The sequence below is a fragment of the Lacrimispora sphenoides genome (assembly GCF_900105215.1).
Lineage (GTDB): Bacteria > Bacillota > Clostridia > Lachnospirales > Lachnospiraceae > Lacrimispora > Lacrimispora sphenoides_A.
On record NZ_FOIP01000001.1, the window covers coordinates 2,007,354 to 2,032,576 of the forward strand.

At 40.1% G+C, this 25,223-nt stretch carries 17 protein-coding genes; 13 read left to right on the plus strand and 4 right to left on the minus strand.

Translation table 11 applies throughout. From position 1 onward, the window contains the following. The first annotated feature begins 101 nt into the window (after window positions 1-101). The 6 genes from BMW45_RS09190 (at window position 102) to BMW45_RS29080 (ending at window position 7,698) form a co-directional block, all read left to right on the plus strand. Window positions 102-2,204 carry a P-loop NTPase family protein gene (locus BMW45_RS09190; RefSeq protein ID WP_092242543.1) on the plus strand — a complete coding sequence of 701 codons (2,103 nt, stop codon included), beginning with the start codon at window positions 102-104 and terminating at the stop codon, window positions 2,202-2,204. Window position 2,205: 1 nt separating this feature from the next. Then, complete coding sequence (locus tag BMW45_RS09195; RefSeq protein ID WP_092242546.1) at window positions 2,206-3,441, plus strand: hypothetical protein; 1,236 nt, start codon at window positions 2,206-2,208, stop codon at window positions 3,439-3,441. A 13-nt stretch (window positions 3,442-3,454) separates the two neighbouring features. Beyond that, the gene (locus tag BMW45_RS09200) at window positions 3,455-5,401 is read left to right on the plus strand and encodes a vWA domain-containing protein (protein ID WP_092242549.1); all 1,947 of its coding nucleotides are present in this window, start codon (window positions 3,455-3,457) and stop codon (window positions 5,399-5,401) included. 212 nt (window positions 5,402-5,613) lie between these two features. Beyond that, the gene (locus tag BMW45_RS27785; RefSeq protein ID WP_166433309.1) at window positions 5,614-5,790 is read left to right on the plus strand and encodes a hypothetical protein; all 177 of its coding nucleotides are present in this window, start codon (window positions 5,614-5,616) and stop codon (window positions 5,788-5,790) included. A gap of 10 nt (window positions 5,791-5,800) precedes the next feature. Beyond that, window positions 5,801-7,279 carry a recombinase family protein gene (locus tag BMW45_RS09205; protein WP_092242552.1) on the plus strand — a complete coding sequence of 493 codons (1,479 nt, stop codon included), beginning with the start codon at window positions 5,801-5,803 and terminating at the stop codon, window positions 7,277-7,279. An 80-nt stretch (window positions 7,280-7,359) separates the two neighbouring features. Continuing rightward, a complete protein-coding gene (locus BMW45_RS29080) occupies window positions 7,360-7,698 on the plus strand; it encodes a DMT family transporter (RefSeq protein WP_242882969.1) in 339 nt (112 codons plus the stop codon). A 250-nt stretch (window positions 7,699-7,948) separates the two neighbouring features. Here BMW45_RS29080 and BMW45_RS09215 read toward each other — a convergent pair whose 3' ends face one another. Beyond that, window positions 7,949-9,616, minus strand: a complete 1,668-nt coding sequence (locus tag BMW45_RS09215) for a S8 family peptidase (RefSeq protein ID WP_092242554.1) — start codon at window positions 9,614-9,616, stop codon at window positions 7,949-7,951. Window positions 9,617-10,129: 513 nt separating this feature from the next. On the opposite strand from BMW45_RS09215, the gene treR reads away from it, so the two are divergent. Further along, window positions 10,130-10,852, plus strand: a complete 723-nt coding sequence (gene treR / locus BMW45_RS09220) for a trehalose operon repressor (RefSeq protein WP_092246308.1) — start codon at window positions 10,130-10,132, stop codon at window positions 10,850-10,852. 67 nt (window positions 10,853-10,919) lie between these two features. Here the strand turns inward: treR and treB are convergent, their stop codons facing one another. Beyond that, the gene (treB, locus tag BMW45_RS09225) at window positions 10,920-12,338 is read right to left on the minus strand and encodes a PTS trehalose transporter subunit IIBC (protein WP_092242557.1); all 1,419 of its coding nucleotides are present in this window, start codon (window positions 12,336-12,338) and stop codon (window positions 10,920-10,922) included. 287 nt (window positions 12,339-12,625) lie between these two features. Here treB and BMW45_RS09230 point away from each other — a divergent pair, with 287 nt between their 5' ends. The 4 genes from BMW45_RS09230 to BMW45_RS09245 all read left to right on the plus strand — a co-directional run bounded on the left by BMW45_RS09230 (window position 12,626) and on the right by BMW45_RS09245 (window position 19,497). Continuing rightward, window positions 12,626-13,990, plus strand: coding sequence for a sulfatase family protein (locus BMW45_RS09230; RefSeq protein ID WP_092242560.1), 1,365 nt, complete (start codon window positions 12,626-12,628; stop codon window positions 13,988-13,990). 11 nt (window positions 13,991-14,001) lie between these two features. Next, a complete protein-coding gene (gene treC / locus BMW45_RS09235) occupies window positions 14,002-15,708 on the plus strand; it encodes an alpha,alpha-phosphotrehalase (RefSeq protein ID WP_092242563.1) in 1,707 nt (568 codons plus the stop codon). 532 nt (window positions 15,709-16,240) lie between these two features. Continuing rightward, window positions 16,241-18,013, plus strand: a complete 1,773-nt coding sequence (locus BMW45_RS09240) for a L,D-transpeptidase family protein (RefSeq protein ID WP_092242565.1) — start codon at window positions 16,241-16,243, stop codon at window positions 18,011-18,013. 77 nt (window positions 18,014-18,090) lie between these two features. Then, window positions 18,091-19,497 (plus strand): aminotransferase-like domain-containing protein, encoded by a 1,407-nt coding sequence (locus BMW45_RS09245; protein WP_092242567.1) that lies wholly within the window; start codon window positions 18,091-18,093, stop codon window positions 19,495-19,497. 287 nt (window positions 19,498-19,784) lie between these two features. Here BMW45_RS09245 and BMW45_RS09250 read toward each other — a convergent pair whose 3' ends face one another. Continuing rightward, entirely contained in the window at window positions 19,785-19,940 is a 156-nt protein-coding gene (locus BMW45_RS09250) for a redoxin domain-containing protein (RefSeq protein WP_092242569.1), read from the minus strand. Between the two features lie 70 nt (window positions 19,941-20,010). Beyond that, complete coding sequence (locus BMW45_RS09255) at window positions 20,011-22,446, minus strand: glycoside hydrolase family 94 protein (protein WP_092242571.1); 2,436 nt, start codon at window positions 22,444-22,446, stop codon at window positions 20,011-20,013. Between the two features lie 291 nt (window positions 22,447-22,737). Here BMW45_RS09255 and BMW45_RS09260 point away from each other — a divergent pair, with 291 nt between their 5' ends. Both BMW45_RS09260 and BMW45_RS09265 read left to right on the plus strand, forming a co-directional pair. After that, window positions 22,738-23,754, plus strand: coding sequence for a LacI family DNA-binding transcriptional regulator (locus BMW45_RS09260; protein WP_092242574.1), 1,017 nt, complete (start codon window positions 22,738-22,740; stop codon window positions 23,752-23,754). 32 nt (window positions 23,755-23,786) lie between these two features. Next, window positions 23,787-25,190, plus strand: coding sequence for a type 2 periplasmic-binding domain-containing protein (locus BMW45_RS09265; protein ID WP_092242576.1), 1,404 nt, complete (start codon window positions 23,787-23,789; stop codon window positions 25,188-25,190). Window positions 25,191-25,223: the final 33 nt, after the last annotated feature.

Consider the following 25,223-nt stretch of genomic DNA (forward strand, 5'->3'; position numbering starts at 1 on the left):
GACCTTTCCCAAGGAACCGGGATGATGAACTGTGGAAAACAGGCTTTTGTTACTTATTTGAATTTATTTGACTATTAATATAGTGCAAAGGGGAATTTTCCATGAAGGACAAACACGACATTGAACCGCGCTGTATTCCCTCAATTGAAGCCATCCAGGAGCAGTATGAAAACCATCTGAGAAAGGAAGCTTCACAGTTATTAGAGGATGAGCACAATAAAATTACAGACGGGCAAGAAAGCTTTTTCAAGGCCTTTAGAAGATTTGAACAAATAAGCGAAAGCTCTGTGGCAGATGAAATTACAGACATTGAATATTTTGAAAAATACAGGGCATATGTTGAAAAGGAAACAGCAAATCAGGGTCTGACAATAGAGGAAATTGAAACTCTTATTGAGTACGAGACTTTTTTTCTTAAATGGGAAAGGCGAGTTAGCTATGAGAGCAATAATTATTCCCATCACAGAAGTAATTCCGCTACGAGATACAGGGTTGACCGTATAGAGCGTTTAAAAAAAGAGATAGAAAAGCTTTTGGACAGCTCTGCCGAAGCATGGGAATTTTATCATACCCGTCAATTGCTGAGTGATATAAAAACTCAGCATCAGCAGGGCTTAGTAACGGTTCCTTATGTAATGGAAGCAAAGGAAAAGGTAATAGATTCTTTAAACCTTGGAATGCCGGTTTATATTGTAGGGCATTTAGGAAGCGGAAAGACCCAGCTTGCCACGGAAGCCGCCATGGACTTTTCAATACAGAATAAAATTCAGGCAGAACTTGAAGATCAATTGGAGAAATGGTATTGTGCCAATCCAAAGGCCGGGGAAAAAGAGGCTATTGAAAAATTCAAGGAGATATATAAACAGCGAAAGCAGTATTATAAGGAAATATTGACAAATGGAACGCAAGAAGAAATAGAATCTTTGCAGCCGCTCTTTATATCCGGTTCTCACAATCTGACCTATGAAGATATGTTTGTGGAGAAGACACTGACGCTCAAACATAGCTTTTCTCAAAAATCCTATAATGATTATCTGGATATGATCATCGGAGACTTTTATCAGTGGCTGCATGAAAACGAAGATAAGCTTCAGCAGATGACGGAAGAAGAAAAGCTTCAGCTTAAAATACAGATATGGAACAGCTTCTCCGATTTATTGGTTGCAAGCAACAGTGCCTTCGGTACGGAAATCAAGAAAATTGAGAAGGAAATATTAATCGCGGTAAAAGAAGGCCGGCCTGTAATTATTGACGAGATTAACACCATCGCAATGCAGAATCTCATTGGATTAAACGATATACTGCAGCACCATGCAGGGCAGACGGCTTATATTACAGGGGTAGGCCCTGTATTGATTAAGCCTGGGTTTGCATTTATAGGAACAGGAAATCTGTCTACCCAGATGGTTAATTACGAAGGCACAAACGAGCTTAACCCTGCGTTTAAATCCCGGTTTGTAACTATAGAATATAATTACGTTTCCCAGAATACCAAAGGCTCTATGGAAGAACAGGCAGACCCGGAAAAAAATGAACTTTTCAGAGTTATTATTGCAAGGCTTTCGAATGCCAACGGAACAATTCAAATTCCTAATTCCAAACGAACTCTTGAAGAGCTGTTTCGTTTTTCTCAGCTTTGCCGTGTTACCCAAAATGTATTTATGGGCAAATGGAAGGATGAAGAGCAGAAGGATTTTTCCGGCGGGGAGCTGGAGCTTAGAGAATCCGTATTGTCCATAAGAAATATTCTGCACGTTTTGGACAATTGGAATCAAGGAGAAGAAAAGGATTTAAGCAAGGCCCTGTGGGACGGATTTATAAGCTCTATCACTTATTCCGACGATCAGAATTATATTCTTTCTCAGGCGGTGCGCTTTGGCTTTTTTCCAGCCGAGGAAGGTTGGAAGATTGAAACCAAAGGCATAGGAGAATCAACCACCACTTACGACGAAATCAGAACCCGCCCTTATCGCTATGTTCGCCCCAAAACCCAGACCTTGAGCCATTTGGATGTAGTTCATATGCTTTTTGGAAAGGGGACCCAAAGAAAAAATATACCGGAAGAATTAAAGAATATTTTTCAATCGGACCTGGAAGAAACGCTGAGGATTGATGCAAAAAAATATCAGCTGCTGGATCAGAAATTATCCCATTTAGAACATTCAAAAGCTCTCATTGAGCATTTGGAGAACAAGGGAGGCTAAAATGAAGCTGAATTTATCGGTTGATGAGGAAGAATTTAAAAAGCAGGTAAAAGACCTAAGGCAAAAACTAAATAAAACTCGGGAAACAGGCATTTTAGAAGATGATTTTGAAAAATGTCTTGAAGTGCTTTCAGTTAAGGAGGAAAAGCTTCTTACGGAGATGATTCCCCATTACAGAGCATATGTAGGAAATTCAAAAGACGCCATAAAAACAGAATTTATAACAAGGCTGGGAGCCTGTGGCTTTGAAGGATTTTTACAAAGTGTTTTTAGGTTTTCCGAGGAAATGTTTATTACTGGAAGCACAGATTGTGCATTGCGGTTTTTTCAGATAAGCAAAAGAACGGAACCTTCCGGCAAGGAAAGGATTCAGGTGGAATGGAGTCCGCCTTTTAAAGATATTAAAGAAAAAATCTCGGCCTTTCACAGGCTTAATAAGAATGAAATTCTGCTTTTGGGAAGCAAAGGCGGCGGCTATTTATTATCATGCAGCAATTTTAAACAAATCCCCAATGGAAGCGGGGAAATTCATATAAAAAAGTTAGAGACAGAAACAGGAATGAGCTGGTTTGGCCAATGCCTGTCCGTAAGCAATAATTTGATAGCCGCGGAAAGAGAGCAGGAAGAGCTGGTTTTGCTGGAAGTAGTTAAAGAAAAAGAAGAATACCGCCTGATACTCCATAAAGACGCTTCTCTTCCTATTTCGAACATAATCGGAATGGAGAAAACAGGAGCTGATGATTTTGCCGTCGGCACCAAATCAGGAGAAATATATTTTATAAAACGGAACTATAATAATCTTTCTATAGTAAATAAAATTAAAATTCCAGATTGCGAAATACGCAAAATCCATAGTCTTGAAAATGAAAAGGGGCAGAAGGATACTCTTTTGTCCATAGGGAATAATGGTAAGCTTTATATCATTTCTCTTGACGGGACGGATATAAATATTCTTGATGAAGGAGATTTTCTTAAAGGGAATCTTTTTGATGCAGAGTCTTCAAAAGGAGCAGCCGTAATATTAAGCGAAGACGGAATTATATATTTGCTGGAAGAAAATTTCGGAAAATGGCATATCAATAAGGAGTCAATTATGGAAGGGGCCTTTTTTACCGATGTGCTGAAGCTTTATCCATCAAAGTATTTGCTGATGGGGGTAGAAGGCGAATTATGCACACTAAATATTAACAGAATCGATACCCCAGAAGCTTTGTGGGATTTGCCGTTATATCTGTAGGAGGGGAAGGGGCTTGCCTAATTATGATGAACAGAAGCTGATAGAAGAGTCAACAAAACATGTGGAATCCTTTTTGCAGAGAGAGCAGCGTACGTTAGCTACATTTACAGGGGATTCCAGCCTGATGTATATACCTGATCCAAAGCTTGAAAGATTTTTGTTAAATCCGTCCAAGGGCATATTATATCTTCCACTGGCTGCTTTTTTGGATAGGGGCTTAGATGAAAATAAGATTCTATGGCATATTTATTATGAGCTTGCCATGTACCCCGATTGGAAAAAACAAACGAAAGCCTATCTGTACAGAGGTAAAGCGTGGAAAAAAGAAAGAGATAGAATGACCGGATATATCCTTCATCGCATTGAGAAAGAAGGCCTTGGAGAAGATCGCGCATATCAGCCGGATATTATAACCGGATATGTTAAAAAGGAAATACTTGATGCTCTGCACAGGCTGGATAAGCTGACTTCCTTTTTAAGGGTACTGCAAATGTGCCCAGTTTACAGAGATGAAGCTAATTTTAAAAAGATAGCTGCATATATGGAGCAGACAGGCAATAAAAGGAAGGCTATTGATGAAATGCCGAAACACAGGGCATTTATCAATAGTTTTATCCTTAAGGAAATTTATAAAACAACGCCTGAGATGAAAGGATGTGGTGAGAATCCATTCAGCAAAAGGATATTGAATCAGCCTTTTTTGGATTTCATTCATTCTCAATTAGTAAGGCAGATAAACAGCGAAGAAGGTGTTTTAGAAAGAGATTCCCTGATTCGTTCTTTTATTTATCCTGTATTTGAGCAATTATGGAAAGAAGAAATAGATGCAATGGACTTTATTAAATCCCAAGGCGCATCTCAGGAACAGGTAAGTGAAAGAAAAAGCCCCTTTGAACAATCAAAAGAAGAAAAAAGGGATACATTGGAATCCACTGAGGAAGAAGTAAAAAAAATCCTTGAAGAGATGCTGGACCAGCAGGAGAAAAACAATGAAATAGTTCAAAATATAATGACTGGTAAGGTCGACTTAACATCTTACGGCATCAACCAGAATGATCAGCAGCTTTTTCAGTATTATTCAAATAAAATGAAGTCAGAAAGAGAGCAGATGCGTCAATTCTGGAGTAAACTTATTGGAGATGCCAAAAAAGAAATCAGCGTAAAAAAAGACGGGCAAATAAAAGGCAAGCTGGACGTTAACAGCTTTATTGCCGCCTATCCGGATTTTGTAGAAGCGGAGAGAAAAGGAAACTATAAAAATCTTCCCGTATTCAGCAGATACTTGCTGGAAACCCAAGCAGATAAATTGCCGGAGCGAATCGAAATTTCTTTTGTTATAGATAATTCAGGCTCCATGAATGCTGCAAAGATTGAATCTGCAAGAGAAGCGCTGGCCGTAACATTGCTGTCAATTGATGATCTGAACAGATATATTAAGCGAAATGCTGAACAATTAAACCAGAAAATAGAAGTCTTAAGTGAAACATGGTTTTTCGGAAGTCAATATTATCATATGAAAGAATTTAACGACACGACCTCCGAAGAGAAAGAATCGGCGGATATTATCCGTTCCATCGTAAGGCTTAATTCCACCGATGGCGCTACAGACGATGCAAGCTGCTTGAAAGAAATATCCGGAAGCATAACTCCTGAAGAAGAAAGGCAGCTTAAAATGGGAAAGCATATAAAGATAGTTTTTGAAATTACTGACGGAGCCTCTAGTTTTCCCGGCCTGACTAAGGATGCTGTCCAAGAGCTTTTATCGAAAGATGTTGCCCTTTACGCTTTTCAAATCGGAAAGAACAGTACAGCAAGCGAAAGAACATTTAATTTTGTATGGAATGACGGCTACAAGGAGCCTCACGGCATAATTTTAGGAGAACAAGTGGAGAAGCTTCCTAAAGAACTGCTAAAAGTCGTAAAAAAGAATATGCAGACTATTTTCAAGGGCATTGGATAAGTGAATATGAAGAATACGAAGAAAGTGCGTTTCCAGGACATGGGACCGCGCTTTCTTCGTATCAGTATGAAATCAAAAATAAAGCCGCATTGTAGGTTTTTTAAATAAAATTGCAGAAATGCTGAGATACGGCTTGTCCTGGCAGATTAAATATCAATACAAATCATATATTTAAACAAAATATAGTGTCTAAAGGTGTGAAAGTGTATTCTATGAGAGTAGTAAATGTGTATCCAGACTATAAAGATGCCCTTGAAAGAGAGAAAAGCATACAAGATACATATACAGAGCTTCAATTAATTTTCTATTATAAAGAGAGGGAGGGTAAAAAAGACAGCCCTATTTCTGACAATGGGCAGGTCATTAATTCTAAGAAGGAAGGGAATTAATTGAAAAGATATGGATGCTATTTATGCCAGACAGTCAATTGACAAGAAAGATAGTTTATCCATCGAAACGCAATTGAATTTTGCCAGGAGCATTGCAGTGGGTGAACCGGGAATATATATTGATAGAGGAATATCAGGAAAGGATGTCATTCACAGACCTGAATTTAAGAGACTTTTAAGTGACATAAAAAAGGGACTTATAAGCAGAGTATTGGTATATAAGCTGGATCGATTTACCAGGTCACTTCTGGATTTTGCAAATATCTGGGACTATATGTGCAAGTATGGAGTAGAATTCGTTTCTGTCACGGAGAATTTCGACACTTCAACCCCTATTGGAAAAGCAATGATTTTTATTATGGCAATCTTTGCACAGTTGGAGAGAGAACAGATATCAAAAAGAGTGTGCGATAATTACTATGATAGAATTGAATTAGGCCGTTGGCCTGGCGGTCCGGCCCCATATGGGTATAGTAACGCCATAATTGTGCAGGAAAATAAAAATGTATCCTCTTTGAAGCTGGACGATACTATAAATATACTGGAAGAAATCATGAAAATGCATACCTATCCTACAACAAGCCTTGGTGATATACGACGTAAGCTAACCAAGAAGAATTGCCCTGGACCAAACAGTAAAAACTGGTCCTCCACCGCCATTGCGCGTATACTACGGAATCCGGTTAGTGTAAAATGTGACCATGCCGTTTATACCTACTTTAAAAAGCTGGGTGTAAGCATTTTGAATCCATTAGAAGAATTTGACGGTAAACAAGGTGGCATGTTGGTTGGTAAACAGGGAGCTGCCAATAGGGATACTTTAAAGCCACAGGAGACTACATTCGCTATTGGTAACTGGCCTGGTTTTATAGATTCAGAATTATGGTTAAAATGCCAGCAGAAGCTTGATACTAACCAGCAAGTGGTCCCTAATGATGGACCACGTACCAGCTGGTTGACTGGATTATTAAGATGCGGAGATTGCGGGCGTGCGATTATGGTTAGAAGATATAACCGAAAGTCAGATGGTGAGACAGTCCGCCACTTACGATGTAGGGGAAAGGATTATTTGGATTGCAATATAGCTCTTGAAATGAGGATTGAAGATATTGAACAATCTGTACAAAAAGAGCTGGAGGCTCTTTTTCATAGGTGTAAGCCGACACCAATCGAAGCAGTTCATGGTACAAATGAAATCGAACTTGAACTCATCAGGATTGATGAAGCCATATCCAATCTTCTGCAAGTGCTTAAAACAAAAACGGTCAGTGCATTGACGATGGAATACGTCAATAAAGAACTGGAAGAGCTTACTGAAAAAAAGAATAAGCTAATGGATCAAAAGGCTAAGGTGATCCAGGAGTTAGTAACGCCGCAAAAAATCATATTTTCGGAACTAAACAAAGATGATAAGAGAGCAGTAGCATTCTCCTACATTGAGACAGTTGTTACATATAATGACTATATTAAGCTGGTATGGAAGAAGTAGGTGAAGATGTAACTATGGCGCACCAAGGAAAAGTTAGAAGGATCAGTAAACACCTATCCATTACCTAGATAACTGGATAGGTGCTTATTGAGGTCGTTGGCGCCATTATCTTACTTATTTTGTTATTGATCACTCAACGGCGAATAGAGTTTCCTTTGTATGACACTCAAAAAAATCGTATTCCTATTTGGGTCTATATAGGAGGTATATTTGGAATATTTATTCTAACAGGTAACATAATCATATTACCAGTCCTTGGATCGGTTTTAACTACTATGATTTTTATATTAGGACAAATGATTATGGCATTAACAATCGATCAGTTTGGAATGTTTAATTTACAAAAAAGGAAAATTGATAGTAGAAGAATTGCCGCTCTTGTGTTGACTATTATTGGAATAGTGTTTATTAAGTTCTAGTAATCTAATTCGAATTAACAGTAAGCAATTTAAAAAAATTAATACAGCAATAAAATTTAAAAAGGCAAGATTGCCATAAGGGGCATTTTAAATGGGGGCAGCCATTCAGACTGTCCCTTGTTTCGCTATTTATGTGGTTCATTAGCTTTATGATATTTTCCTCATTATAATAGTCCATGCGGATATGAATATGGTTCTATTCAACCATGTTTTTCTGCCAGGCTGTAAGATAATTATAATCCCCATTCTACTAAATACTGGTAAGCTGCCTGAATAAATTAGTAACATTTACCTGGCCGTATCCCCATATGTTATTCGGATAGGTGTATGAGCTGGACCGTGTAGCTCCTCTCATCATCAGCCGGCTGACATTGAGTCCGTTCATCGTGCTGTAATTTCCCCTCACAATGGACCACTCAAAGACCATAGAAATAATGCCGGCTGTATGGGCAGCGGCTGCCCCTGTTCCTGTTACAGAACCATATCCGCCTCCGGGAATCGCACATGTTAGCTGATAACCGGGAGCAGCAATATTCGGCTTGACAAGGCCCATTCTCGTATAACCCCTGCTTGATTCGCCAAGAATTGAGTTATTAAGGTGATTGTAAGCAGTCACAGTCAGTTGGCGCATACCGTTTCCAGGTGATGTGATGGTGGTATCCGGGGAGGAGTTAGAAAAATAGGTCTGGTTGGATATGAGACCGTTTGAAGGAAGCCAGGCATGAAAGGACAAGGGTCCATCTTTAACGCTCCTGATCCGTATATGCCAGATTCCGGGTGTTGCGTTCTGAAAACGCACAAGGATCAACTGGTCTCCAGTTTCCTCTTCAAACAAATAGTTGTTGACATAAAGGGTAGTAGGGATGAACACAAAGTTGAATATTCTGCAATTGCCGATCGCAGGATAAATCTGTTGTGTTGATTCTCCGTTTGGTGAGGATATGCTAATGGAAGCCCGTCCTAGAGAATGTGACCAGATTTCCATGGCAAACATTTTATCATTTTCCCCTATTCTTAATTCGAAGTCATTGTAATAAGGCTCTTCTGGAGTGGAATTAAAATAATGCCTTTGGCTGTTTCCCTCGTTACCGGCTGAGACGGATATGCCGATTCCGGGCTGCAATGCCAAATCATTTAGGTAACCGCTTAGAGCGCCTCTCCCATCATGGCCTCCCTGGTTGCTTCCAACGGCGAAGCAGGTAACTACTGGGCGGTTAAACCTTTTCTGTATGGTAAGGGAATAACGGAAGCCAAGCATAAGATCGGATTCCTGAAAGCATAAATCATCATCGGGAACAAAATAAAAACTTTTTAGATTCTGTTTTGCTTCCTTCAGTTTCACAATCACCAGATCAGATTGCGGGACGACTCCGCTAAAAGCCTCCAGAACGTTGGGTGTACCGGCGATAACACTTGCAATGGCCGTTCCGTGTCCTTTGATGTCCGTTGATGGAACAACGGATAGGGGGTCTTCAGAATTCAATGCGGCATTGATTGTCTCACGGCTGTACTCCGTACCAAAGGTAAACGTATCGGGAGGAGTTCCCTCCTGCTGGGTCTGGTCCCATATGGTGAGGATACGGGTCGAACCGTCGCTATTGCGGAAAGCAGGATGCTGATAATCAATACCTGTATCAATAACTACAACGATTACGCCCTGCCCAAACAGGGCTAATGCAGGATTCCGCTGCACCTCCCCTACACCGGTCTGTTCGAGATTGGCCGTAGAATTGAGAGTATATAAGGACGGAAAGGTGTGAGCAGGATACCTTGATTCACAAATGTCTATGTTGACAGTCGGGATATGCAGTAAGGAATGCCGGTTGTTCAAATATGTAATGTTATCATTGCCGAGATCTGAAGTTATTGGATTGGTTAAGATTAAATCAAAATAATTGTTATCCAAAATTTTTTTCATAGTTAAGTCTCCTGGTTATTACTTGCAGCGCAATCATGTAATAGACATAGCAGTCTAAAAAAAATGGGTTGTCTCGGCATCGATACCGGGCTGATATGCATGTTAAATGATATGGCAGAAGAGGGGAAAATATGAGTTCAAAAGTAACTGATGATACTAAATGAAATTTTAAAAAATAAGGTACGGCCAGACTTATTATGAAAATGATTAAATTGACATTAATATGATCTAGAGCGTTTCTATTTCCTGCGAAGTATAATCGATTAAGAAAAAGGGATTACTCCCTTTCCCTCATCTAAGAACCGTACATAAAGATCCCGTTTATACAAAGTGAACTGTACTCTTTATAAATGTTGGCATTCTAAGAAAATAGTGGAAAAACCAAATAAAGAATATTTGATTAAAACTCTACATTCAATTTGTATAGACAAAAATACTCCAGAATGGTATTGAATAGTTAAGTACATGTTTGCTATAATAGGAGCAACAGAATGATAAGTGAGAGTGATTTCATTGAATAAATATTATGATATATATTTGGATTTGGTAAAGGATATAAAAGAAAAGAAATATTTGCCAGGAGATTTTTTGCCTGTTGAGATGAAGTTAGTTGAGAAATATCACGTTTCAAGAGAGACGGTGAGAAAAGCTCAGGCGCTTTTGATGGAGAATGGCCTTATTCAAAAAAAACAAGGTCGCGGGGCCATTGTTCTGGATATTAATAAGCTCAAATTTGCCGGTTCCGGCCTGGTCAGCTTTAATGAAATGCAAAAACAGCAGAATTTAAAAAGTGAAACAGCCATCTTAAAAAATAAAAGGGAAAAAATTTCAGGAGAATTAGCGAAAAAACTTAATTTAAATAAAAAGACTGAAGTGCTTTCCCTTGAAAGATTGCGAAAGATAAATGGAGAAGCTGTTATTTTAGATAAGGATTACTTAATAGCTGGAATTATTCCGGAGATTCCATTATCTGCTGCACAACTTTCCATCTATAATTATATTGAAAATGTTCTGGGCCTGAATATTGGATACGCTAATAAAGAAATTAACATTGAACCTGTAACAGAAGAAGACAGAATACTGCTTGATATTCATAATGATACCCATGTGGCGGTTGTCAGAAGTGAAGTTTATTTGGAAGATACAAGGTTTTTCCAATACCATGAATCAAGGCAGCGTGTGGATACATTCCGGTTTGTAGACTTTGCAAGAAGAAAAAATATAGTGGATTTTTAAATGAAATGAGGCTATGAAAAAAATAATTATTTTTTTCATAGCCTCATTTCATTTGCTGAGCATAATATTATTCATCTTGTAATTGCTTCTCAAAAATTTTCATTTTAGAAAATACAAAGGTAAGAACAATTGTAATTGTAATGGAAGTTCCCATTGCCAGGAAATATACACCCCAATATTCCGTAAAGATAGAAAGGAAGGCAGGTAATCCGGAAATTCCGATTGATCCGGCTTTTACTCCGGCAAGTGAAACAATTCCTCCTGCAACTCCGGCACCAATCATTGATGCAATGAATGGGAAACGGTAACGTAAATTCACCCCGAAGATGGCAGGTTCTGTAATACCAAGCCATGCTGAAATAGCGGCAGATACTGCAACGCCTTTCATTTTTTTATTTTTGCAAATGAAGAATATTGCCAAAGCTGCTGCACCCTGTCCAAGGCTGGCCATTACCTGGATTGGCCAAAGTGTTGCATAACCAAGAGCCCCGATCATTTGTAAATTAACTCCTAAGAATAAATGATGCATTCCGGTAACAACAAGCGGAGACACAAGCGCTCCAAATATAACTCCGGCTATTACAGGTGAAATATCAAATAAACCAACAACTCCGTTTGTAATTAAGTTTGCAAACCACATGGTAACAGGTCCGATAATTGTAAAGGTAAAGAATCCGGTGATTAACAGTGTCAGAGGAGCAACAAAAATCAGCTGAACCATATCCGGAATTTTCTTTGATAAAAACTGCTCAGTTTTCGCTAAAAGGTAAGATGAGAATAAAATAGGAATTACTTGCCCCTGATATCCGATTTTCGCAATATTCAGCCCCAAAATTTTCCAATATTGAACGTCCTCAGGTGTTCTCGCATATTGTGCACCTGGCATTAATGCAGGGTTTATTAAAATAAGTCCAAGAACAATACCTAAAACAGGATTTCCACCAAACTTTTTAACAGATGACCAGCCAACTAATGCAGGTAAAAATGAAAATGATGTGCTGGCAATAATATTTATCATATTGGAAATGCCGGCCCAACCAGGATGAACTTCTAAAACGGGCTTCTCATAAAAAATCCCTGGATTGGCAAGAAGGTTATTTAATCCCATCAATATACCGGCGGCAACAATGGCCGGTAAAATTGGGATGAAGATATCAGCCAGGACTTTTACACCTTTTTGAATAGGGTGTAATTTTTCATTACTCGCCTGTTTGATCTCTTCCTTGCTAGCTTCCTTTAACCCTGTTTCTTTGATAAGCGCAGCATATGCTTTGTTAACCAACCCTGGGCCAACAATGACCTGAAATTGTCCATTGGCAGAAAAGCTGCCTTTTACAATTTCTATTTTTTCCAATTCTTTTGTGTCAACCGTTTTCTCATCTTTTAAAATGAACCTTAACCGGGTGACACAGTGGGTTGCGGATGTTATGTTGGAAAGTCCGCCCACCGCATTAATAATTTGTTTGACTTGCTCATTTAAATTCATAGAACAACCTCCTCCTTATTCACATACCTTTTTGAATTTGACTAGACAAATTATAAATATAATTTAACATGGCAGAATCATGTATGTCAAGAAATACTTTCAAAAAAACCATGATGTATCTAGAGTCTATTTGGTTAATTTTTCATTTTGCATAAAAGTATTGCTTTTTTGATAAATAGTGAATATAATCGTAGTTATAGATTTGTCTAGTCAAATTTAGGACGTATTGGTCTGAAAAAAATGTTTTAATTTAAGTTAAGAATAAAGGTTAAAAAAGGAGAACTGCAATGAAACCAAATATTCTATTTATGATTTCTCATGATAGCGGAAGGAAATTCAGCAATTACGGATACAAAGTAGATACTCCTGCGATTCAAAAAATGTCGGAGGAGGGAATTCAGTTTAATCAGTATTTCTGCCCAGCTCCCCAGTGTAGTCCCAGCAGAGCCAGTATCTTAACGGGCCTATATCCCCACAATAATGGAATGATGGGGCTGGCGCACTTAGGTTTCTGTATTGACGGAAGTCATACAACATTACCTAAAGAGATGCAGAAAAACGGATATGAAACAACATTGATTGGATTAAGCCATGAAACAATCAATGTGGCTCCGCCTATTGAAGAACGGGTATTTTCTTCAACTTATGATTTAGGATATGACAACTTTATTCCTGTTCCAGGTGACAGAGCTCCGAGGGTTGCAGATGAAGTGATTGCGTTCTTAGAAAAGCATAAGGGCAATCCGGAACAGCCATTTTATCTGAATGTGGGCTTTTTTGAAACTCACAGGAGCTTTGATGAGTATGCACCATATGCAGACAAACAGGAAGAAGTTAAGGTGTTTGATTTTTTACCGGATACGCCTAACGTAAGAAAAGATATTACGCTATTTAACGCTTCTGCCAAAGTGCTGGATGCTGCCATTGGAAAAATAAATCATACATTGTCAGAAACAGGATTAGACAAAAATACAATTGTTATTCTTACAACAGATCATGGAGTGGATTTTCCGGGAGCAAAAGGAACTTTAAAGGAAGCAGGTTTGGAAACAGGGTTAATCATTGTTCTGCCTGATAGGGAACAAAAAAATACTCAAAAAGAAGCACTGCTGTGTAACGTTGATTTGTTGCCAACGATTTTAGATTTAATTGGAGCCGAAATTCCTGATAATCTGGATGGAAAAAGCTTTGCCCATTTGTTGAAATCAATGGAGGATGCAGGAAGAGAATCATTTTTTACAGAGCTGACCTGGCATGACAGATATCACCCAATGAGAGGAATCAGAACCAGGGAATATAGTTATGTAAAAAACTTCGCAGACGGTCCGAAAGTATACTTGCCCATAGATTCCCATTTAAGTTTATCTGGTGTTGATATCAGAGATCAATATTATGTTCCAAATGATGAGGAAGAATTATATGATTTACAAAAAGATCCATTAGAGGAAAATAACGTGATCAATCATCCGGATTATCAGCATATTGCTGTTGAACTTAGAGAGAAAGTAAAGGATTGGATGGTTAAGACAAAGGATCCTCTTTTAAAAGGTCCTATTGCCGGTACAGGATCAAAAAGATGGGAGAAAGAGATAGAAGAGGGACGGGCATACCCTGGAAGAAAGAAGTATTATGAGCTGCACCCGGAAGAATAAGGAGTTCAATTATGAAAGATTTCAAAAAAAGTGTCGTGTATCAAATCTATCCAAAATCATTTAACGATTCAAATGGGGATGGACTTGGGGATTTAAAAGGTATAACAGAAAAATTAGATTACTTGCAGGAGTTGGGTGTAGATTATATATGGTTGACTCCATTCTATGTATCACCGCAAAATGACAACGGTTATGATGTTGCCGATTATCGAAATATTGATCCTGCTTTCGGGACGATGGAAGAATTTGAAGAAATGGTAGCTGCTGCCAGGGAAAAAAATATCGACATAATGCTTGATATGGTATTTAATCATACATCTTCTGAACATGCATGGTTTAAAAAAGCAATTGCAGGAGAGAAGAAATACCGGGATTACTATATTTTTAAAAAGAGTATAGGCGGTAAGGAGCCAACCAACTGGGTATCTAAGTTCGGCGGTTCTGTTTGGGAGCCTGTTGAAGGAACCGATGAATTTTACCTGCATCTATTTGACAAGAGTCAACCGGACTTAAACTGGGAGAATGAAGAAGTAAGAAAAGAAATCTTTGATATTGTAAACTTCTGGATTGAAAAGGGCATTAAAGGATTCCGCTTGGATGTAATTAATCTGATTTCCAAGTCTGGTGATTGGAAGGACGATCATAGGGGAGACGGAAGACGTTTCTACACAGACGGTCCAAGGATTCATGAATATTTAAAGGAATTGAACAAAGAAACATTTGGAAAATATAATGATATTATCACAGTAGGGGAGATGTCATCTACAACCATAGATCATTGTATTCGCTACTCCAATCAAGAGGAAAAAGAATTATCAATGGTGTTTAATTTCCATCATTTAAAAATTGACTATAAAGATGGAGAAAAGTGGTCTTTAAAGGATTTTGATTTTGGGGAGCTTAAAAATATCCTTGATACATGGCAAAAAGGAATGGCAGAAGGTAAGGGATGGAATGCTGTATTTTGGTGCAACCACGATCAGCCCCGTATTGTTTCACGAATTGGGAATGATAAGGAATACCATAAGCAATCTGCAAAAATGCTTGCCACTGCCATTCATATGCTCAGAGGAACTCCGTATATTTATCAAGGCGAGGAGATTGGAATGAAAAATCCTTATTTTGATTCTATTGATCAATATAAAGATGTGGAAAGCTTAAATTATCATGACATTTTATGCGCTCAGGGTGTACCAAGAGAAGAAGTTTTAAATATTTTAAGCGTAAAATCCAGAGATAACTCCCGTACACCAATGCAATGGAATAATAAAGAAAATGGTGGTTTTACAACAGGAACTCCATGGTTGTCCGTTGGGGAAAGCTATCGTTCAATCAACGTCGAAGCGGCTTTACGTGACAAGGATTCTGTGTTTTATCACTATAAGAAACTTATTAAACTTCGCAAAGAATATGATTTGATTGCATACGGAAAATATGAATCGTTATCAAAAAAGCATCCGCAGGTATATGCATATATGAGAAGTTTTAAGGAGCAGAAATTAATCGTTCTAAATAACTTCTACGGAGAAAATACCCAATTTCTATTACCGAAAGAAATAAATATAGAAGGATATGAATCTAAAATTTTATTATCCAACTATGAAGATTCTCCTAAACTTAATCGTTCTACTTCCCTGCGTCCGTATGAATCGATCTGTTATCTGCTTGACCGTTACTGCTCCAATGGGGCTTGCATGGATTCTGACTACCAAACTTAAGAAAGCATTGGCTGACAAAACTCTGGAAGTCTGGGCTCCCTCTTAAATGGTAGGCCGGGAGAGTTCTGCTGCTAATATTTGAAAAACAACTAAACCCGAAAAACGACAAAGCTAATTAATTTGGTTTTGTCGTTTATTTACTTTCAAAATATATTACCTAAAAGCGGTTCAGCATATAAACGCGACAAAACTGCTCCATGAAGCCATTCTATTTCTACGGCGGTTTTGAGTAATCAAAGCTGCCAAGAAATATAAAACACATAATAAGTAGGTAAAGCCAAAGTAATTAAATATTCACTTTTAACTTACGCCATTTTAGTTCCAAAAGGGGAGGAACATAATTTTTCATTATATTCACAAGTTCATTTGAGGCATCAAATACTATGAGAAGTTTCAGATTTGGAGTAGGTATTGTACAAGGTGCAAGGACTAAGAATTGTCCGCCATACAATGAATTGGTTTTAATGGTACAATAGTGGTGATATAATCACAGATACATATATTGTGCATTGAAGGAGAGTATCCAAGCATTATGGACGAAAGGGCGAGAAGAAGCAGAAAAAGAACGAAGGACTGTAGCATCCATCAGAAACTGGAAGTGCGTAGATCCAGCATGCCAAAACACCGAAAAAAAAGAAAATTACCATATGTAGTTCTGCTGGGACTTTTGATAGTTCTGCTGGGAGTTTATTTTGCGATCAGCTTAAAATATAAGAATGTTTTTCTGCCGAATACGACCATCGGTGGCATTCCTATTTCTGGAATGACAGTAGAAGAGGTGAAAGCAGATATTGTAGAAGACATCAGACAGTATCAATTGGTTATAGAAGAACGAGGAGGAGGGCATGAGGTGATTCTAGGCAGGGATATCAGCCTGCAGCCAATTTTTGATGGATTTTTAGAAGAGATTTTAAACGCTCAAAATTCACTGTTATGGGGAATCCGGTTAATAAAAGGAGAAAGTTATCAGTATAGCTACATGGTGTGTTATGATAAAGCAAAGTTGGAAATGGTAATCAGTATGCTGGATTGTATGAATCCGGAGCAGATTACAGAACCTGCGAATGCATATCTCTTTTTCAAAAAAGAAGAAGGATTGCAGATTGCTCCGCAGGATGAGGGGAATGCCCCGATTCCGGAACAGCTCTCTGTGGAAGTTGAGAAGGCGGTTTCCAGACTGGCAGAGCAAATCATTCTAGAGGAACTGAATATTTATAAAAAACCGGATATTTTAGCAAACAGTCCACAACTGGTCAGCCAAAAGAAAAAATGGGAGACCTATACGAACGTAACGGTTATTTACCACTTTGGAAGCAGTATAGAATTGTTGGAAGGAGATACTATCCTCCAGTGGTTAGATATGGATGATGTAGGAAATGTCATAGTTGATCGGGGGAAAGTAGAAGAGTATGTGCAGGAAATGTCTGTAAAATACAATACCGCCTATTGTGCCAAAAAACTAAAAACTTCTTACGGTCAGGTTGTTACCATTACAAAAGGACACTATGGATGGATGATTGATATGGAGTCAGAAACTGATGCATTGATGGAAATTATAAAGTCAGGAGAGAGCCGGGAACGCGAACCAATTTATAAGCAGTCAGCAGCCAGCCATGATGGACCAGACTTCGGGAATACTTATGTGGAGATGAACCTCACGGCTCAGCATCTGTTTTTTTATAAGAATGGCAAACTGCTAATCGAATCGGATTTTGTATCTGGAGATGAGACCAAAGGCTGGAACACTCCAGCCGGAGCATATGAAGTAACCTACAAGCAGATGAATGCAACTTTAAAGGGAAAGAATTATAGGACACCAGTTAGATACTGGATGCCTTTTAACGGCAACATTGGTATGCACGATGGATACTGGCGTACCAGTTTTGGCGGAACTATCTATAAGAAAAACGGTTCTCATGGCTGTATTAATCTTCCTCCGGCTGTAGCAAAAATCATTTATGAAAATATAGAAGCAGGAACGCCTGTACTTTGCTATCATCTCAAGAATACAGAAACCCAAGAGATAACTACAGATTTTACTAAAAAAACAACGGGTTCTTCTAAAAGGAAAAATGAGACGGCACCACCAGTAAAAACGAAGCCTAAGACTGCGGTCGAAATAGTTCCTTCTTCTGAAACCACACAAACTGAAAGTGCCGCGGAACAAACATCTGTGCCAGAGACGTCGGTGGTGGAGTCTGCGCCGGCAGAAACAACTGCTAGTCGGAATGAAACCATATCCTCTGATTGGATGTCAGAGGAATCTGGGAATGCAATTTTGCAAGGGCCTGGAGATGTGCAATAGGATTCCACAAACGGAGCAGGCAGCAACAGGGCCGTTGATATACGAAACAATAATAAGTCATAATATAGGAGACGACAATGCCGATTAATTCATTTGAAAACTATCCGATGTCCTGGACTCCGGACAAGCAGAAGCTGACCTTCCCGTTCTATTACTGTCTCGCAGATATGTTGGAGCAGGAGATTAAAAGCGGAAAACTGACCGCAAACACGAAGCTGCCTCCACAGCGAGAACTGGCTGACTATATGGACTTGAATTTGAGTACGATTACTAAAGCATACAAGCTTTGCGAAATGCGAGGATTGATTCATGCTATTACGGGAAAAGGAACTTTTGTCACACCTTATGCGAATGTCTCCACCTCAACCGTAGAAAAAATTGCCAAATCAAAAATCGAACTTGCAGTCATCCACCCCTTTTATGAATCCAATACCACAATCCGGGACCTAACCATTGAGATTTTGAAAAAACCGTTTTCTGAGCAGCTTTTTGAATATTCACATCCCCTGGGTGACCGGGGGCAGATTCTGACGGCTGCCCGGTGGCTTAAGCGGTCAGGTTTAGAGGCGGATGAACATAATACCATGATTGCTGCCGGAGCACAGAATGCCCTTGCAACCATCCTGTCTTCTTTATTTGAGGCAGGAGATTGCGTTGCAGTGGATATTTATACTTATCCTAACTTTATCAGCCTGGCCAATCTCCTTTATCTTCAGTTGGTTCCCATTGAAAATGATGGGGCAGGGATGTTACCGGACCGACTGGAGAATGCCTGTACGTTACGCAAAATCAAAGGCATCTACATGATGCCCGCAGGAGGAAATCCAACTAATATTGCATTTTCTGAATCTAGAAAGCGTGAAATTGGAGAAATTATCAGAAAGAAAAATTTGATTGCCATAGAGGATGATAACTATGCTGTTTTACTTGAGGAACCTTATACTCCGTTGGCACTTGAAGCACCGGAACATTGTATTTATATCAGCGGGTTGTCAAAGCCTCTTTGCCCAGGACTCCGGATTGCTTATATGCATCTTCCAGACCAATTCATTGAAATAATGGAGCAGGGAATGTTTAGCCAGAATTTGAAAATTTCATCTTTAAACATGGAAATTGCAGCAGAAATTATCCGAAGTGGCCTGGACAGGAAAATTATACAAAAAAAGCGTAAGGCAACAGTGAAAAGAAATCAAATATATGCTTCTTATTTTCCGGAAAGTAGAACCTACATGGAATCCTACTATCAGTGGTTGTATCTTCCGGAACACCGTACTGGAAGAATCTGTGAGATGGAACTTTCACGGCAAGGAATCAGCGTGTTTGGGGCAGAACGTTTTTTATGTGGAAATCAGGGAAAGACAAATGCAGTACGGGTAGCAACCTGTTCTGCCGAGAGTGACGGACAACTCCGGAAAGGACTGGAGGGGCTGAAGAACTTCATACAGAACGACCGGCTAAGGGAGGAGCCTCTCTTTATTGTATGATATAAAATGATAAGACCTGACACCGACTAAAAAGAGAGACTAGAAACGGCAACCGCTGGTTTTTAACTGATTTTTAATAATTATTTATATTAGATAGCGAACCCGCAGTAAAGACTGAAATGCTTGCCTTCACAACGTTTCCGCTATCTTAGGTTCAATTATTCAAGGCATTATATCAGAATTATGTCTGCCACATTTACACAAAAATTTGGAAAGACCCAAATGAAATACCATAAAATGGATGCTATCCTTAAAACATTATTTCTAGAACATTTTTTAAATCACTCTCATTTCGAGATATATTTTCCAACTATATGCAATGTGAAATCGCCTGGGTGAGAAAATAAAATAACCCATTGTCCTTTGAAATCGGACAGCTTAAGCGGTCCGAATGTTGTCATAGCAGTAAAATCAGGGGCATGCATGCCAATGTTAACGTTCATAACTGATCCTTGAAATTAGCTCATGTTATTATATGACAATATCAATGAGGTGTTTCGAGATTATTATCGCTTATTCCCAAGTAAGGGAAATATGGTATTCCTTTTTCCCCTCCACATAAGGGATTTCCGTTCCTTCCACAGGTTTCCCATCCACCAGCATGGAACGGGTTCCATGATCACTCTCTTTGGTATGATCCACATGGATATAATAATCCGCTCCCCTAAATTTCCGGATGGCGGAAAATTCCCCGATGGAATCCGGCAGGCATGGGTCTACGATTAATCCGTTGAAACCAGGTCGGATCCCTAAGATATACTGGGAAATACATGCAAATGACCATGCAGCCGTTCCGGTCAGCCAGCTGTTCTTGGCTTCTCCGAAATGAGCCGCATCCTTACCGGCAATCATCTGTGCATAAACATAAGGTTCTGCTTTATAGGTTTCACTGTTTTCTTCCATATAGGCCGGAGAAGTGCGCCGATAGATTTCAAATGCCCGGTTACCCCTTCCGATCATGGTTTCTGCAATGGAGATCCAGGGATTGTTGTGACAGAAAATGCCTGCGTTTTCCTTGTAGCCAGGAGGATAAGAGGAGATCTCTCCAAGGCTTTCCTGGTAACCGGTGTATGACGGCTGCAGCAGAACGATTCCACAGGCCGTATCCAGCTTCTCTTTTACACTGTCCAAAGCTTTTTTTGCATGGCCTTCTTTAATACCGATACCACCCATGACGCAAAACCCTTGTGGTTCAATAAAGATCTGTCCTTCCCTGCATTCTCTGGATCCTACCTTCTGGCCAAATGCATCATAGGCGCGTAAAAACCAGCTGCCATCCCAGCCATGTTGAATCACGGCATCGTATACTTCCTGTACAGAATTCTCTGCTTCCCCAGCTTCATTTTTTAATCCCATCAAGCGGCAAACTTCAACGTACTCTTTTCCGTATTTTACAAACATCCCTGCGATCATTAAGGATTCTGCTACTGGTCCTTCCGAGGGGCCGGTGGTTTGAAAGGATTCTCCGGGCTCCGTGGAAAAGCAGTTTAAATTCAGACAGTCATTCCAGTCAGCCCGCCCAATAAGAGGCAGACCATGGGGGCCCAGGTGGGTCCTGGTAAATTGGAAGGACCGTCTCAAATGCTCCATAAGCGGCTGGCTTTTCTCCAGGTCATTATCAAAGGGTACGGATTCCTCTAAAATACTTAAGTCCCCGGTTTCCCTGATATAAGCCGATACACCGGCAATGAGCCACAAAGGATCGTCGTTGAATCCGCTTCCGATGTCCATATTCCCCTTTTTTGTAAGAGGCTGATACTGGTGATAGGCGCTTCCATCCTCAAACTGGGTGGAAGCAATGTCGATGATTCGTTCCCTGGCCCTTTCCGGGATCATATGTACGAACCCAAGAAGATCCTGGCAGGAATCCCGAAAACCCATACCGCGGCCGGTACCTGATTCGTAATAGGAGGCGGAGCGGGACATATTAAAGGTCACCATGCACTGATACTGGTTCCAGATGTTTACCATGCGGGCTGTTTTCTCATCGGCCATGGTAACGGAGTAGTTGGAAAGCAGCTCTTCCCAGTAGTGCTTTAATGCGGCGAGAGCCTCATCAACCTGTTGGTCCGTCTTATATTTTGACAGAACAGCCATGGCAGGTTCTTTGTTGATGACATTAGGAGCAATCCATTTTTGTTCCTTAGGATTCTCTGCATAGCCCAGCACAAAGATGAAACTGGTCTCTTCTCCAGGCTCTAAATGGAGCTTTAAGCGGTGGGAGCCGATGGGAGACCAGCCGCTTGCCATGGAATTCCCTGAGGTGTTATTTTTCACCATAAGCGGCAGCTGGTTGGAGCCATATACACCGACAAATGAGTTTCTGTCCGTATCAAAGCCCTGAATATCTGAATTGACAGCGTAATAAGCGTAATGGTTGCGCCGCTCTCTGTACTCTGTCTTGTGATAAATGACCGAGCCTTCTACCTCTACTTCTCCGGTGCTAAAATTCCGCTGAAAATTGGTCATGTCATCCACAGCATTCCATAAACAGAATTCCACATAGGAGAACAGGGTAAAATCTTTTGATTCTTTGCTTTCGTTTTTCAGGATAACCTTATGGATCTCACAGGTGTCATGTAGGGGCACAAAGGCTGTAACAGTGGCAGATAAGCCATTTTTTATTCCCTGGTAGCGGGTAACTCCCAGTCCGTGCCGGCATTCATAAAAATCCAGGGGTGTCTGGGTGGGCTGCCATCCAGGATTCCAGATGGTACCATTATCATTGATATAATAGTAGTGTCCGTTGCTGTCCAGAGGGACGTTGTTATAGCGGTACCGGGTCAGCCTTAACAGCTTTGCATCTTTATAGAAGCTGTAGCCGCCTCCGGTGTTGGAAACCAGGGAGAAGAAATCCTGGCTGCCCAGATAATTGATCCAAGGAAGGGGAGTATCTGGGGTTGTAATAACATACTCTTTTTCCTGGTCGTCGAAATATCCATATTTCATAATCGAATAACCCCTTTCTGATTAGGTGATAAATTTACTTAATTCGACATTTTACGAAAACGATTAAGAACAGAATTAGTGAGATATAGGGCCATAATAACTCATTAATTTTTAAATTACAATAGGTATTTATAAAAATTAATCGTCCAATGTTTGTATATTGGCAATATTGCATAAATTAGATTGATTAAAACTATATAAATTAGATGAAAAAACAAAAATATATTGCTTTTTCTTTCTGAAAGGAGTATATTGAGCTTACGAAAACGATTAAGTAAAAGGAAGAGACATATGATTTCAATGAAGGAACTGGCACAGCACTGTGGAGTCTCTGTTGCCACAGTAAGCAAAGCACTTAATGACCAGAGTGACATCGGGGAGAGTACAAAAACCAGGATCAAAGAAGCTGCGGTAGAGCTGGGATATTATCCCAACGCAGCTGCAAGGTCTTTAAAGACAAACAGAAGCTACAACATTGGCGTTTTATTTGTTGATGAGGCCAACAGCGGCCTGACTCATGAGTATTTTGCAGCGGTACTGGAAGCCTTTAAGGTGGAGGCGGAGAAACAGGGGTATGATATCACGTTTATCAATAGTCAGATAGGAACAAAGAAAGTCTCCTATTATGATCATTGTAAATACAGAAATGTGGATGGCGTGGTAATCGCCTGTGTAAATTTTGATAACCCGGAGGTGATCGACCTTTTGGGGGGCGACATTCCCGTAGTTACCATTGACCATATCCACGAAAACTGTTCCTCGGTTTTGTCCGATAACATTAAGGGAATCCAATCCCTGATGCAATATATTTATGAAAATGGTCACAGAAAGATTGCATACATCCACGGACAGATTAATACGGCCGTTACAAAGGCAAGACTTACAAGCTTTTACCGGTTTATGGAGAGCCACGATCTGTATATTCCGGACAATTATGTATTGGAAGCAGATTATCTGGATGTCAGCCAGGCGATGGCATACACCAGGGAACTGCTGGACAGAAAGGATCCCCCCACCTGTATTTTATACCCGGATGATACGGCATTAATCGGCGGGTTAAATGAAATACGGTCGAGAAGCTTAAAGGTTCCGGAGGATATCTCCATAGCGGGATATGATGGCAACCGGATCTCGCAGCTGTTGAATCCCAAACTGACCACCATACACCAGGATACGGTCGCCATTGGTATGCAGGCCGCTAAAAAATTAATTAGCTCCATCGAGAAGTCCAAGACAACTTTTACAGAACAGATCATTGTGGAAGGAGAGCTGTTAAAAGGGGAATCGGTTGGAAAAGCAACTATATAATGATAGTTCATATCAGAAAAGGAGAGGGTAATATGAGGAAGAAAGTAGTAAGCGGATTGCTGTGTGCTGCAATGGCAGCAACACTGATTGGAGGCTGCAGTTCCAAGAGCGCTCAAAGTACTCAGAGCGGTAGTGGAACTACTGAGGCCACCAGTAAGGAGGCAACAGAAGAAAAGGGGGCTGACAGTACAGAGGGGAAAGTTGTCAATATCTATGTCTGGAATGATGAATTCAAGGCAAGATATGAGGATTATTATGCTTCCAAGCTGCCTGAAGGGTATACGGTGAACTTTATAACAACCCCCAGTGAAAACAATGCATATCAGAATGCTCTTGATGAGGCTCTGTTAAATCAGGCTGATGCAAAAGCGGATGACAAAGTTGATATGTTTCTGGTAGAGGCGGATTATATTTTGAAATATGTGAATTCCGACAGTACCACTGATTTAAAGGATATCGGCATCACGGATCAGGATATGTCCAAACAATATAACTATACCAAGGAGATCGCCCAGGATGCAAACGGTGCGCAGAAGGGGATTTCCTGGCAGGGCTGTCCTGGACTCTATATTTACCGCCGTTCCATTGCAAAGGCTGTGCTTGGAACAGACGATCCGGCAGAAGTCCAGAAGGCAATCAATGATTGGGATTCCTTTGACAAGACTGCGGAAAAGGTGAAAGAAAAAGGGTATTATATGGTATCCGGTTTTGATGATACCTATCGTACCTTTTCCAATAATGTTTCCGCTCCCTGGGTTGATGGGACTAAGGTTGTCATTGATCCTAACATGGAAAAATGGGTGGAGCAGACAAAAGATTATACGGATAAGGGATATAACCAGAAGACCATCCTTTGGGCAGCAGAATGGGCTGCCGGCCAGGGACCGGAAGGAAAAGTATTCGGCTATTTCATGCCTGCATGGGGTGTGGACTTCGTTATGGCAGGAAACTCCCTTGAAAAAGCAGAAGCGGATGGAGGAAAACAGGAAGTAGGAAATGGCTGTTATGGTGACTGGGCGGCAACCATTGGTCCGGAGTCCTATAACTGGGGCGGAACCTGGATTTGTGCTGCTAACGGAACTGATAATGCGGATATTGTAGCGGATATTATGAGAACCATTTGCTGTGATGATGCAACGATGAAAAAGATCGTAGAAGAAAAGAATGACTTTGTCAATAACAAGACAGTTATGGAAGAATTGGCAAAGAGTGATTATAAGTCCCAATTCCTCGGAGGGCAGAATCCGCTTCAGATGTACTGCGATGCGGCTGAAAAAATTGATATGAGTAAAATTTCTCCTTATGACCAGGGCCTTAATGAAGAATTCCAGACTGCAATGCATGATTACTTTAATGGGGCTGTTGACAAAGATACTGCACTGAAGAATTTTTACACCGCAATTACTGAAAAGTACCCGGAATTAAAGACAGAATAGTTATGAGCTGCAGGGCGGGGATATCCCGCCCTG